The sequence below is a fragment of the Chryseobacterium pennipullorum genome (genome assembly GCF_003384725.1).
Lineage (GTDB): Bacteria > Bacteroidota > Bacteroidia > Flavobacteriales > Weeksellaceae > Chryseobacterium > Chryseobacterium pennipullorum.
Map to the genome: position 1 here is coordinate 294,615 of NZ_QNVV01000001.1, position 13,507 is coordinate 308,121.

General features: G+C 40.0%; 14 protein-coding genes. 5 read left to right on the forward strand and 9 right to left on the reverse strand.

What is annotated here, in order from left to right; all coding sequences use genetic code 11:
- The first annotated feature begins 221 nt into the window (after nucleotides 1-221).
- Complete coding sequence (locus DRF67_RS01365) at nucleotides 222-542, forward strand: hypothetical protein (RefSeq protein WP_123912693.1); 321 nt, start codon at nucleotides 222-224, stop codon at nucleotides 540-542.
- Nucleotides 543-663: 121 nt separating this feature from the next.
- Here DRF67_RS01365 and DRF67_RS01370 read toward each other — a convergent pair whose 3' ends face one another.
- Genes DRF67_RS01370 through DRF67_RS01385 form a run of 4 tightly spaced genes read right to left on the reverse strand, consistent with a single transcriptional unit; the run spans nucleotide 664 to nucleotide 4,244 of the window.
- Nucleotides 664-1,593: a siderophore ABC transporter substrate-binding protein gene (locus DRF67_RS01370; RefSeq protein WP_115926037.1), complete on the reverse strand. Its 930-nt coding sequence runs from the start codon at nucleotides 1,591-1,593 to the stop codon at nucleotides 664-666.
- Nucleotide 1,594: 1 nt separating this feature from the next.
- On the reverse strand, nucleotides 1,595-2,359 hold the full coding sequence (locus tag DRF67_RS01375; RefSeq protein WP_115926038.1) for an iron ABC transporter ATP-binding protein: 765 nt from the start codon (nucleotides 2,357-2,359) through the stop codon (nucleotides 1,595-1,597).
- Nucleotides 2,356-3,303: an iron chelate uptake ABC transporter family permease subunit gene (locus tag DRF67_RS01380; protein ID WP_115926039.1), complete on the reverse strand. Its 948-nt coding sequence runs from the start codon at nucleotides 3,301-3,303 to the stop codon at nucleotides 2,356-2,358. The genes DRF67_RS01375 and DRF67_RS01380 overlap by 4 nt, the downstream gene beginning before the upstream one ends.
- Entirely contained in the window at nucleotides 3,300-4,244 is a 945-nt protein-coding gene (locus DRF67_RS01385) for an ABC transporter permease (protein ID WP_115926040.1), read from the reverse strand. Before DRF67_RS01385 ends, DRF67_RS01380 begins: the two co-directional genes overlap by 4 nt.
- 112 nt (nucleotides 4,245-4,356) lie before the next feature.
- Between DRF67_RS01385 and DRF67_RS01390 the strand changes: the two genes are divergently transcribed.
- Entirely contained in the window at nucleotides 4,357-5,370 is a 1,014-nt protein-coding gene (locus DRF67_RS01390) for a helix-turn-helix transcriptional regulator (protein WP_165851719.1), read from the forward strand.
- A 266-nt stretch (nucleotides 5,371-5,636) separates the two neighbouring features.
- Nucleotides 5,637-6,227: a YciE/YciF ferroxidase family protein gene (locus DRF67_RS01395; protein WP_115926042.1), complete on the forward strand. Its 591-nt coding sequence runs from the start codon at nucleotides 5,637-5,639 to the stop codon at nucleotides 6,225-6,227.
- Nucleotides 6,228-6,323: 96 nt separating this feature from the next.
- Here DRF67_RS01395 and DRF67_RS01400 read toward each other — a convergent pair whose 3' ends face one another.
- From DRF67_RS01400 to DRF67_RS01415, 4 genes are all read right to left on the reverse strand, one after another.
- Nucleotides 6,324-6,557 carry a hypothetical protein gene (locus DRF67_RS01400; protein ID WP_115926043.1) on the reverse strand — a complete coding sequence of 78 codons (234 nt, stop codon included), beginning with the start codon at nucleotides 6,555-6,557 and terminating at the stop codon, nucleotides 6,324-6,326.
- A 47-nt stretch (nucleotides 6,558-6,604) separates the two neighbouring features.
- Entirely contained in the window at nucleotides 6,605-8,098 is a 1,494-nt protein-coding gene (locus DRF67_RS01405; protein ID WP_228435707.1) for a hypothetical protein, read from the reverse strand.
- Nucleotides 8,099-8,296: 198 nt separating this feature from the next.
- The gene (locus DRF67_RS01410; protein WP_115926044.1) at nucleotides 8,297-8,893 is read right to left on the reverse strand and encodes a Crp/Fnr family transcriptional regulator; all 597 of its coding nucleotides are present in this window, start codon (nucleotides 8,891-8,893) and stop codon (nucleotides 8,297-8,299) included.
- Between the two features lie 425 nt (nucleotides 8,894-9,318).
- The gene (locus tag DRF67_RS01415) at nucleotides 9,319-9,726 is read right to left on the reverse strand and encodes a DUF1573 domain-containing protein (protein ID WP_115926045.1); all 408 of its coding nucleotides are present in this window, start codon (nucleotides 9,724-9,726) and stop codon (nucleotides 9,319-9,321) included.
- A 166-nt stretch (nucleotides 9,727-9,892) separates the two neighbouring features.
- Between DRF67_RS01415 and DRF67_RS01420 the strand changes: the two genes are divergently transcribed.
- Both DRF67_RS01420 and DRF67_RS01425 read left to right on the forward strand, forming a co-directional pair.
- On the forward strand, nucleotides 9,893-11,140 hold the full coding sequence (locus DRF67_RS01420; protein ID WP_115926046.1) for a sensor histidine kinase: 1,248 nt from the start codon (nucleotides 9,893-9,895) through the stop codon (nucleotides 11,138-11,140).
- A 17-nt stretch (nucleotides 11,141-11,157) separates the two neighbouring features.
- On the forward strand, nucleotides 11,158-11,841 hold the full coding sequence (locus tag DRF67_RS01425) for a response regulator transcription factor (RefSeq protein ID WP_115926047.1): 684 nt from the start codon (nucleotides 11,158-11,160) through the stop codon (nucleotides 11,839-11,841).
- Between the two features lie 37 nt (nucleotides 11,842-11,878).
- On the opposite strand, the gene DRF67_RS01430 is transcribed toward DRF67_RS01425, so the two are convergent.
- A complete protein-coding gene (locus DRF67_RS01430; protein WP_165851720.1) occupies nucleotides 11,879-13,309 on the reverse strand; it encodes an exodeoxyribonuclease VII large subunit in 1,431 nt (476 codons plus the stop codon).
- Nucleotides 13,310-13,507 lie beyond the last annotated feature (198 nt).

Below are 13,507 nucleotides of genomic sequence, written 5' to 3' on the forward strand. Positions count from 1 at the left end.
TTATAATTAAGTATTTGGTATATAAATAAACAACATCCATACCTAAAAGAGAAATACTTTGTTAAAATTTTCTTAAAATTTAAATCCTCAATTTCCTGCAGGTTTTTACCCTGTTTATGTACTAAATAAAAAATACCACATTTCACAACTTGGAATGTTCCTTGATGGTCATAGAGTATGTTGTAAAGCACAACATTATTCTCACCACCAAATTTATTATTATGGATACTAAAGTAAAACTAGCCTTAGCACTTATAGGTACCGGCGGTATCGTTCTGTGGGGCCTTTCAAAAAGAAGAAAACCTCAACGGCAACGATTTGTAGCCCCAGATGGAAATACGTATGAGCAAGATTCAATATATCAGACGTACGATCATAAATTGTATCAAAACGGGAAAGAAATTCATTTTGATGTTCCGGAGGATCATCAAAAAGTACATAGTGAAAACCGTTCCTTCAATTCAGAAAACAGCTTTTCAGCCAAGGCTCCCGTACCGGTCAAAAACATCAACTATCACAAAAAAGGGACCAGACATCACTGATCAGCAACAGCAAAAGAAAACGACAACCTTCTGTTGACACCATATAATATGGCCTGCCATATACCCGATATGTACATGGCAGGCCATCTATTTACAGAAGAAACAAGTATTGAAACTGATATCAGTCTAATGCTTTTTCTACCTCATCCATCATCATATTGACTGACTCAATGCCATTTCCGGAAAGGTACCATACAGAAGAATTAAGGTACACAATCTTGCCGTTTTTATAAGCATTGGTATTCTTGATCAGCTTATTTTCAAACTCTTCTTTATTCAGCGCCTTATCTCCAATGGCATCACTTCTGTCGATGACAAAAAGGATATCCGGATTTTTATCCATTACAAACTCACTGGAAACACTGGTCCCGTGCAAGTGCACTCCAAGTCCCGTTGCCGCTTCCTTTACCCCAAGCACGTCATGAATCATCCCAAATCTGGAACCGCTTCCATACGCACTCATTCTGCCTTTATTATGCAAGACAATTAATGCTTTTTTATCTGCTTTTTCAGCCTTGGATCTGATCTTATTTCCTTTTTCCACAAGATCCTTATACCCTTTTGTATATTCTTCTTTTTTGTTGAAAAGAGCTCCAAGGTTATCCAGGTTCTTATTCAGTGCACCCATTGGGTTTTTGGTATCCCATTCCACCAGAACAGTAGGTGCTATCTTTGACATCTGAGCATAGGAATCGCGAAGACGGCCACCCATTATAATAACATCCGGATGAAGTTCATTAATTTTTTCGATGTTTACCTCCACCAGGTTACCAAGATCGGTGACTGAAGGATCATCACCATACTTTTTTAAATGGGAGGGCAAGCCAGATTTAGGAATTCCGACCACCTTTGCTCCTATATAATCCAGGTTTTCGAGAGCACTGTAATCCAGCACCACCATTCTTTGAGGATTTTTAACTACGGAGACCGTATCAAGCTGGTGAACGATCTTTACAGATTCATTATTGGAAGCTGTATTTTTAGAACTCTCTTTACATTGCGTAAAAAGAAAAGCTGCTGAGGCAGCCACCACTAGCGATAGTTTTTTCATATTAATCAGTATTATAGTAATTACAGAATTTTTTATTGTTCAACATTGAAATTGTAAAAGGAATTTCAAAAATTTCGGCAAGTGTCTTTTCATCGATCACTTTATTGGTTTCATCAAAACAGCAGATTTCCCCATTCTTTAAGGCAACAATATAATCGGAATACGCGGAAGCAAAATTGATGTCATGCAAAACCACAATAATAGTTTTCCCCCATTCTTCGGTAAGTTTCTTTAAAGTTTTCATCATCTGAACGGCGTGTTTCATATCCAGATTATTCAGGGGTTCATCCAGAAGGATATACTGTGTATCCTGAGCTACCACCATCGCAAGATAAGCTCTCTGTTTCTGTCCGCCGCTGAGCTCTTCCAGATAGGAATCCGCAATATCTTCAAGGTTCAAGAACCGGATGGCTTCCTCTATTTTTTGCAGGTCATGATCGGACAATCGGTTTTCTGAATAAGGAAACCGTCCGAAACTGATGAGCTCCCGTACGGTTATTTTTATGGTAATATGGTTAAACTGCTTAAGAACTGACAGCTTTTGGGCAAGGACTTTATTTTTAAAATCCTGTATATTCTTTTCATTTACCAGAACCAAACCACTGTCCTGCTTCAGCAATCGGCTAATGACAGAGAGCAGCGTACTTTTACCGGCACCGTTACTCCCGATCAGGGCAGTAATCTTAGCCTCAGGAATTTTCAGGTTGATCCCATTAAGAATATCCCGGGTTCCAAAACTTTTATAAATATCTTTAATTTCTATCACAGCTTTTCAGATTTTAAGATGAGCACCATAAAGTATATTCCGCCCACAAAATTGATAATTGTGGAAAGCGGTGTTTTCAGATTGAATACCTGCTCCGTAATCAGCTGCCCCAGCACAATGGTGATGAAGGTTACCAGACAGCAACCCGGAATCAGTATTTTATGTTTATACGTGCTGAGCACCACATAGGTAAGGTTTGCCGTAAGCAATCCCAGAAAACCTACGGGGCCGATAAGCGCAGTAGAGGAAGAAACCATTACCGCGATCAGCATGAGTACATAACGGACCGTTTTTTTGTAATGTACTCCCAGGCTCACCGAATTTTCTTTTCCGAGAGAAATAATATCCAGTTTGCTATTCATACGCCAGCCTATTGCCAGCACAGGAATAATCAAAAAAGCAGCATACCATAGAATTTCCCTGTTGATCTTATTGAAGGAAGCAAACATTTTACCCTGCAGGATAAAGAAATCATTGGGATCGATGATCAGCTGCATGAAAGAGCTCATAGAATCCATTACCATTCCGAATACCAGGCCTACCAGGACCATAAGATAAATGTTGGCTCCTGACCTCTTATACATTACAACATATACAACGGCAGAAAAGGCAGCCATACACACCACAGACAGCGCAAAACTCTGCAGGCTGTTCACAACCGTTACCATCTTTTCGCCAAAGGCAAAAACCAGTATAGTCTGCAACAGCATATATACCGCTTCAAAGCCCATAACGGAAGGGGTAAGAATTCTGTTGGCTGTAATAGTCTGAAATGCAACCGATGAATATCCGATACAACAGGCAACCAAGGCAATAGCCAGGATTTTAAAAGAGCGCAGTTCTAAAGAAAAACTCCAGTCTCCTCTGAGCCCAAAGAACAGATAAAACAACACGCTGATAACAGCAAGCGCACAAAGACCTCCTATTTTTTTGTTCTGTTTCATCTTTTGCGCAGTAAAAGGATTAGAAATATACCCCCGCCAAGACAGCCGGCCATCAGGCCAATCGGTATTTCAAAAGGAAAGATAACAATACGCCCGATCAGATCACATACCAGCAAGAGCAAGGCACCCGACAGGGCAACATAGGGTAAGATTTTGCGGGTATTATCTCCGGAGATGAGACTTACGATATTAGGAACCACCAGCCCTACAAATGATATAGCTCCGGCTGTAACGGTAATAACAGAGACGGTGACGGCAACTAATACCATTCCCAGATAAAGAACAGCCTGATAATTGAGCCCAAGGTTTTTCGAAAAGTCTTCGCCCATTCCTGCTGCCATAAAGCGGTTTGCGTAGAAATAGGTAATGACTACCGGTGGAATACTGAGGTATATCATTTCATAACGTCCTTGCAGAACACCAGAAAAATCACCGAGCATCCAGGTATTAACGGTCTGAACGATATTAAAATTCACCGCAAAGAACGTTGTAACCGAGTTGATAATTCCCCCAAACATCAATCCCGCCAGCGGAATAAAAATAACGTTCCGAAAGCGGATATGCCTGATCATTTTAAGAAAAACAAGGGTGGTGAGAAGAGTGAAAACAAAGGCAAATACAGATTTGAGCAGAATACCCGAAGTGGGGATAAAAACGGCTGCCAGAAGCAGACCGAGTTTCGTACCTTCGAGTGTGCCTGCCGTACTGGGAGAAACAAATTTATTCTGTGTGATCTGCTGCATGATCAGTCCGGAAATGCTCAGTCCTGCACCAGCCAGAATAACACTAAATGTTCTGGGAGCTCTGCTGACTGCCATGACAAGACTTTCCAACGGCTCCTGACGGATAATATCTGCTATTGAAATATCTTTTGCCCCAACAAAAAGTGAGACAAAAGATAAAAAAATTAAAAATAATATTAATATAACGGTTCTGAGCAAAATGACTTTGTTGGTATTATTCTATTATTAAAAACTTATGTTCTTTTTATTTAGAATAATTTTAAATAAATTTGTAAGTGCTAAGATATTTATTCCAGCAAGATCCCATAAGATGAAAGATGGAATAATTTCGATGAAAAAAGTAAAAATGAAGATTAAAGTAGACAGTTTGTCCCCCACGGGTATTTCGGTCATCAACGGTATCCCAAAAAAGATAGATTTTCTGGAAATTGTAGAAACTCAGAGAACCAGTTTTGCGGACGGCGTCCAAGACCGGAATCTTATTCTTGCTCTTTCCGATATCTGCATTTCCAATATAGAGATCGATGCATTACGGGATATTGATTTTTATGTTCAGGCAGATCAGCCGGTGATCGAAATGATGTTTTTCCTTTCCGGCAGTACGGTTCTTTACCTGGACGGAAACTCAGATTCGGTATCGATAGACAGCAACCAGCATAATATTGTGTATTATTCGCAGAGCGGCTATCGAAGCGTCTGGCCGTGTGGTAAAGGCAAAAAAGCCGTCACCATCACCATCTATCCTGAAAATATTGCCCGGTATCTGAAAGGAGTACAGTACAGCGATTTTTTAAAGAATATGGAACGGCAGAGAAATACCGCTCTTTTTGATCATCATCTGAATATCACTCCCAAAATGCACCTGTTACTTAATGAAATTATTGCCAACAGACATGCCGGGGGGCTTCGAAGGCTTTATATTGAAAACTGTGTCTATGAATTGCTTTTTCTGCAGATTGAACAATATAGTGCTTTGTCTGAGAAAAATGAAAAGCCGGTGCCCTCAGTCATTGAAAAGAAAATCTCCGGGATCAGGGAGCTGATCGATCAGAACTTGCCGCATCCCTATTCTATTTCTGAACTGTCACGGCTCGCCGGCATCAATGAATACCATCTGAAAAAGAGCTTCAAAGCACTTTATCACCAAAGTATCTATTCGTATACCATCAGCAGAAGAATGGAAAAAGCAAAAAGTCTTCTTTTGAACGAAGACATGAACGTGAATGAAACAGCATTTATGATGGGCTACAGCGATTCGACGAATTTTACAGCTGCATTCAAAAAACATTTCGGTTTTACTCCCGGGAAGATCAGCAGAAAATAAGCAGACCGGCCTGCAGATCATTCTTTATCCGAAAAGAATTATCTGAAATAGATCTCAATGCAGACCGTTGCCGGAAAAAGGATTTCCATCTGGCGTCAAGAGAAATAATGAGAATGTTTCTATACTATTATCCGGACGGTTATCTGTTCCCGGTACCATCGTTACGGGAATAGCTATGTCTTTATATACCACATTCGATGCATTCCACGCTATAATGGCCTTATACTTGCAGCTCTATATCCAACTAACCACAACATTTATTGATTATGGAAAAGAAAAAAGCACCCGTAAAAAGAACGGCAAGCGCAAAAACAAAATCAGCAGCTAAATCACCGGCAAGAAGCACTTCCAAAACACCTGCAAAAAAAGATGCGGCCAAGGATCTTAAGGATCTTTTTGAAGAATCCCTAAAAGATATTTATTGGGCAGAAAAAGCATTGGTAAAAGCATTGCCGACCATGATGAAAAATGCAACCGATAAAAAGCTAAAAACAGCCATTGAAAATCATATCGCTGAAACAAAAGTTCATGTACAGAGATTGGAAGACTGTTTTAAAGCAATCGGTAAGAAAGCCCAGGCTAAGAAATGTGACGCGATGCAGGGACTTCTTGATGAAGGCAAAAGTATCGTCAAAGAGACGAAACCGGGCGCTGTAAGAGATGCCGGAATTATAGCCGCTGCTCAGAAGGTGGAACATTACGAAATCGCAACATATGGTACGCTTGCTGCATTTGCCAAAGTACTGAAGGAAAAGAAATGTCTTAAAAATTTCACCGATACCTTAGGTGAAGAGAAAAAATGTGATGAGCTTCTTACAAAAGTAGCAGATACCGCCCTCAACAGTAAGGCTGTGTAAGTCTATCCATTTTGATAAAAAATTAAAGAGACCCCACAGGTCTCTTTAATTTTTATGAGTAAATCCAACTGCCGGAATGGTCAGAATATTACAATCTTATTCGGCTTCAGGCTCCTTTCTGAAACTGACCACCTCAAATTCTCCGTTTGAGCAATATTCTTTACAGCTGCTGTCTTTAAACTGATCAGGCTCTTTGGAGTAGTCTGCAATATATCTGGCACTCTCATCTGTATCAGCAGGAACAATAACAATATGATAGTTCTCAAGTACAGAATGATCTGCTTTTTTTACCGATTCGTTCTTGTACTTTAATGCTTCATTATACTTCATAGGTATTTTTTTTTGTTAATAAGAGTTGATGGTAACTCTATAGTTATTTATTTTATGGTAATCGTCATATTCGGAACAACGATATCACCGATAATCCCTGTATACCGCTGTGCAAATATCTCTACATAATCGTTCGTTGCCAGCTCGGTGGTTCCGTTAATGGGAAGCACCACAATATCGTTAATGGCAGCTCCTCTTCCGTACACTTTATATTGGCTGATGGCGCTGCCATTTTTGGCAATATAAATAATGTATGTTCCGGAAGCAGGTACCTGAAACGAAACGGATCCCGTTATCTGGAAAATTCTTTTCTTTTTTCCCAGGTATTTAAGCCTGTTGGGAACACCATCTGTAGAAAAACGGAACAGATTCAAGGAGGTGGAAACAGACGATGCTGTACCGATCTTCACAATATTGCTGGGATTGGAGTTATTGAATGAGACGCCAATACCTGTTCCTACCGCATAATCCACAGAAAAGTCCCCTACCGCATTGGTATCAGCTTCGGTTGGAATTCCTGCTGCCCTTACCGTCCAGCTGTTGTTAAAGTTATATCCCGGGTAAGTCCCTGTGGCATAAGGCCTGATATAACCCGCCGTATTGGTTCCCGTAAAAACAACGGATTCCATCACCGCATCCCCGGTAATTGTAAGTCCGCTGGCAGACACATCAAAACCAACGGCTGAGCCATTAACCTGACTAAAGCCTCCCTGCTTTTCTACCGAAGTGAAAGTTCCTGTAAGTCTTTCGTAGGTCCCGGAATTGTTCGCGGCCCATCCCATATTGCTAAGGAGAAGCTGTCCGATATTGTTATAGGTGATCCCATTAGAATTACCGGCAAACTGGATAATGCTGAAAAATACAAGTCCCATGCCGGAAACAGTTCCTACACTGTTTGAGTTTGCGACTATACCATCCCTGAATATCAGGTTTTGGGTGGGTGCTCCGGAAATATTAAATACACTTCCAGCAGGAGCGCTCAGTGTAACACTTCTGATACTTCCTCCTGTTGCCCCTTCAAAAATATTACCGCTGGTTCGCACGATGACATCTTCATTGGTATCCAGACCCTGAACATATGCATTATTAAGCTCAACAGGCCGATCAAGAACCACCTGACCGTTGATCTCATACAGCGTTGCAGCGTTCAAAACATATCGTGCACCACCACCTGCAGCCAATTCTGCAGAAAGCACGGTTGATAAAACATCGGTCGATTTTATCCGCTTGAAATTCTGTCTCGCGGAAGAGCTGCTGCTTACCGAAGACCAGGTATTGGTGGCAGCAACATAATAATAAAAAAGCCTTGCGGTGGTATCGTACACCATCAAACCATCAGCCGGTGTGGGAATTGCATTTCGCTGGACCGTTGTCATCCGTGGGGCAAGCAAGCCTTTTGTAGTAGAAGTAAGATCCAGAAGCGAGCTGGGATCGGGACTCGTCGTTCCGATACCGACCTGCGCTTTCAAAGAACAAGCCATAGTGAAGATAAAAAGCAAAAAGAACTGCTTTTTGAAAAAGATGAATCTGTTGATAATCATAATGGTAAATTTTAAATTATTGTTGAACTTATTTTACTCAATCAATAATTTCCATTATCCTTATCATTTATTTTTGCATATTGTAAATATATTAAATAATTCATCAAATAAAGAAATAAATTCAGAAAAATGACTATATATTGCTTCTACGACGACAGAGTACGGAATTTTTTTTAGCAGACAGGTCAATTTGAATATCTATAAGCATATTTTTCCTTTTGAGATCATCAGCAGGTTTTCTTTTTCCAGCTTTTTCACCGTGCGCACTACTGTTTCCACGCGAAGTCCTGTAATGCTTGCCAGCTGCTGCCTGGTGAGTGGAACGATATACTTAAACGGTTCCTTCACTTTATAATGAGATTTCAGGAAAGACAAAACTTCATAGACTCTTCGTGACGGATTGTTCAGTGAGAGGATATCAAGCATCCTGTATCGGTAGAACATCCTTTCCGAAGTATACGTCATCAAGGTTTTCATTAAGCTTATATTCGAGTTGACAATCTGCATAAAGTTAGGTCTTGGCAGCTTTAAAACAGCTGTATTATCTATGGCTACAGCATTGAGACAATAAGGTACATCGTGCCACAGAAAGGTTTCTGCAAAACAATGGCCTGCTGACGGCAGACTGTAAATGATTTCGCTGCCGTCATCCCTGATAGAATTTAACTTGACGAGTCCTGAACAAATCTGATAATAAAACCTGGGTAATGCTCCTTCGGGAAAGATAATTTGCCCGGCAGTATATTTTTCAATTTCGGCACCATTTTCGAGAAGTACATCTTCATCAATAACCATATAATAGTAATACTATAAATTTAACAAGATTTCAAAGGTAGTACTATATATCCTCTTGCATGCTACCCTGAATGTACCACAAACAGAAGCAGTGATATGCTCTCATTATATTTAAAGAATATGCATATCAATACATCTGGAAAGAGATACATGCCCGTCAGAGCAGCCTGGCATTAACAGAAACCGTAATTCTGGAGAAATCATACCACTCCCATTCAGAGAAGTGATGATTTGGGAGACTTAAAAAAAAGGCATTGAATGAAAATAAAAAAAGCCGTGATAAACAATCCGGCTCTATAAATGTATTGAAGTTGATCATAAGATAGACATCACCTTCAGCGGTGAATGGTAACGATAACCTTCTGCGCTAAAGCGGTAAAAAAAGATGGCCTTGCATACAAGAGGAAGACCATCCGCATACTGTATTAGATGACCACCCCTTTGAACGAAAGGGTCTTTGGCGTTTTGCTGTCGCTGGTTGTCACATTCACTGTTTTCATAAATGCTCCTGCAGCGGCTGCGTTGTAACTGGCCTCTACAAATCCTTTTTTACCAGGCTGGATAGGTGTTTTTGTGTAGTCCGCTGTTGTACATCCGCACGATGGTGCTACATTCTGTATGATCACCGGTTTTGAACTGGTATTGGTAAATTCAAACCGGATCAGTTTTGGCTTACCCTGAGGAATCTTTCCTACATCAATGGATTCTTTATTCCACTTCACCGCATCTGCAATGACATGGATAAGTGAAGGGCCGCCATCAGAAATTGTGCTGGCATAGAAAGGAGAACATGCTAAAACGGCAAGAAGTGCCGAGATCTTTAAGTTTTTCATAGGGATACATTTTAATTGTTACATTCAGATAACCGCTGTTACCTTTTGTTTCAGCAAATGTAAAGCAGGAGGTCCCTAGATATTGTTAACCACTTTCAAACATTTGTTAACGAGTTGTTAATAACAGAGAATTAATAGATATTTTTGGATAATATTGCTTCGGCTAATGGAAATAAAAAAACTTAATATCATCATCACCCTGGGGTTTGTAGCGATTATCGGCATTTTGATAGCGCAGCTTCTCTGGACCCGGCAGGCTTATCATCTCGAAGATCAGAAGTTCAATCAGAAAGTCAATATCGCGCTGATGGAGGTCGTTGAAAAATTATCCGGCGGAGACAGTACATTTACCGAAAATCCGGTTCAGAATATCGCCAATGATTATTATCTGGTCAGCATCAATAAAGAAATTCATCCAACCATTCTGGAATACTATCTGAAGACAGAGTTTACCCGTTTCCAGATCCATACCGATTATGTATATGCCTTATACAACTGTCACAACGACAGAATGATCTACGGGAAATATGTATCTTCTGCTCAGAAAAATTCAAAAACCAAAGTGATCAAATTTCCGAAACATAAAAATCTGGTCTATTATTTTTCGATCCGCTTTCCCGATAAAAATACCTATCTGATCAGTTCACTCAAGTTCTGGTACCTGCTCACCTTTGCCCTTATTATTATTCTCCTGGTGTATGTCTATTCCATTTATACGATTATCCAGCAGAGAAAATTTTCAGAGCTGCAGCGTGATTTCATCAACAATATGACGCATGAATTCAAAACGCCTTTATCTTCCATCCTGCTGGCATCCGAATCATTGAGCAAGCAACAGCTTGTTCTTGAAAATTCCAAACTGCAAACCTACACTTCCATTATTACCAACCAGAGTCTGAAACTGAACAGTCACATTGAAAAAATACTGAATATTGCAAAAAATGAAGCTTCAGGACTTCAGCTGAAGCCCCAGAAGATATTTTTACTGCCCTTTATTGAAGATATTGCCGGCACTGTTTTACAGAAAAATGAAAACGTCAGTATCCGTTTAGATATTGATCCCTCAATTTCCATCATGGCTGATGAATTCCATTTTGCCAATATTGTGTATAATATTGTAGACAACTCGATCAAGTACTGTGAATCTGATCCTCAGATCCATATTTCTTCCATCAGCGATTCTAAAGGTCTCCACCTGATGTTTAAAGATAACGGAATCGGAATTCCTGCTAAAAATATTCCTTATATATTTGATAAATTTTACAGGATCAACACCTTTAAAAGTGAGGAGGTCAACGGTTTTGGCTTGGGCTTGTTTTACGTAAAAAAAATAGTGCAGCAGCATCACTGGAAAATATCTGTTGAAAACAATGCGGATCATGGAATTACCACAAGACTTTCATTTTCGTCTTAATTTTTAAACTGCTTATCATGGAAAAATCAAAGATTCTATATGCCGAAGATGATGAAACCATCGCTTTCCTGATCCAGGACAGTCTGGAAAATTATTATGACATCAACCACTACTCCAACGGAAGATCTGCACTGGAGGCATTCCACAAACAGAGTTTTGATATCTGCTTACTGGATATTATGATACCTGAGATCAATGGTTTTGATCTGGCCAAACAAATCCGTGAGGACAATACTGAAATCCCCATTATTTTTATTTCTGCCAAAGCTTTAAAAGAAGACCGGATCAAAGGTCTGAAAATCGGGGCAGATGATTACCTGGTAAAGCCATTCAGTATCGAGGAATTGATGCTGAAAATTGAAGTTTTCCTGAAGCGTTCCCGGAAAACCCAGATCCTGCCTTTACAGTACAAAGTCGGGAAGTTCAGCTTTGATCCTGAAAATTACACCCTCACCTGTGGTAACGAGCACATTACACTTACCCAACGGGAATCTGAGTTGCTTTTATATTTTATCCGTCGTAAAAATACGGTTTTAAAAAGACAGGATATTTTACAATCCATTTGGGGTGATGATGATTATTTTATGGGACGGAGCCTGGATGTATTCATCTCAAGACTGCGGAAAATTCTGATTCATGAGTCCAATATACTGATTGAAAATATTCATGGGATAGGGTTCCGGTTTTCAGAAAAGACATAGCCTTTCCACCGTTTGCAGGGAGGGCGCCTCAAAAATTTCATATCATTTTTGCAGCAACAAATCCTAGTATCAAAGCCACAACCGCAGCCATAATAATTTTTACATAATCAGTTTTACTGTTCTCTATTTCAGTAATCAACCTGGCGTTTTCCTGCTGTAAAGATTCCATTCCGGCCTTTAAGGAAGCTGTCTTTTCATTAATGGCAGACTGCATATTTTTATCATGAAGGAGCATTATTTCTTTTGTATAACTGTCCATCTCTTCCTGCCGCTGTTTCTGTTGCTCGGCAAAATTTTTCTGGGTCTCCTGAAGCTGCCTGGCTGAGGTTTCCTGAAACTTCTGAAACTCTTCAGTTCTTTTCGAAAGCTGCTCCGTAAGGGTCTTTACCTGCTCGCCATGTTTTTCTGAAAGGTCTTTTTTAAGCTTCTCCACTTCTTCATTCCGTACCTTTAGCTGGTCAGTAAAAGCCTTAGCCTGGTTTTCCGATTGCTCTTTGAAGGTTTTCTGCGCTTCTGTAAACTCTTCATTTTTCTTTTTAAGCTGCTTTTCGAGGGTTCCCACCTGCTCTGCAAACTGCTTGGTCACATCTTTTTTCACCTCGTCAATCAGCAGTGCCCTGGAATTCGACTTTTCGTGTGAAAGCTTTTCTACGACCGCATGCAGTCCGGCTCCATAATCATGTGGTAAATGGAATCTTTTATCGGCAAGCTTATCCAGCAAAGTTTCATCCACCGTATGACCAATAGCCGTTACAGTTACTGCATCCAGACCTATAAAAAGTTCGGAAAGCTGTATATCATTGAAGGCCTCCATGCTTTGGCGGTCGCCCCCACCCCTCACCAATGCAATGATATCATACTCTGACAAAGCAATTTCTTTGATCCTGGCAGCAATAGATGTAGATGAAGTGATATTGCATGTATAGTCAGAAACGCTGAAATATTTCTGTGAAACATCCAGACCTTCTGCAAAATCACGCTGAACAATGGCATTATTGCCATATATATTAGCAACCCTGATCTGCTCGTCTTTAAGAATTTTATCCCTGATCATCGTTTCCAGATCCTTCGATCCTTTTTCAAGTTTTTTCTGAATAAGCTCATAGCGCAGCAGTTCTTCCTCCGAAATCGCCCGCTCCTCCTGCTGAATAATCTCATCAACTACAAATCGCAGTTCCACCGAAGAGTTTTTAATGCTTTTCTCAATATAGCCTCTCAGCGTATACACGTCATTATTTTCGATTTTACTTCGTAATAATGCGGAAATACGTATCCCTATAGAGATATTGTCCGATTCTGAAAAAAGATTGTCATAATAATAGCTGCCATACGCTTTTCCCCCACCGAAGGCATACCTTCCCTTCAGGTAAATAAGATTAACCGTTGCATTGAGCTTCAGCGCATTACTGAACAATCCCAGTACAGATCCGGGCGAATAAATCTGATAAGCAAGTTCGTTTCCCTGCATGGTATACATCAAAAAATTAAATGAGACCGTCAAAGGTATTGCTATTTTATGATATTAGCGGACATCATGTTTATAAAATAATCCATATAAACTTATTCAGTTCAAATTTTTCATGCATCAATCAGATAGCTTTTAAGGAAAAGGGTTAAAGAAAACAGCTCTTTACCTGAATAAAAAAAGCTCCCCTTATGAAAGAGG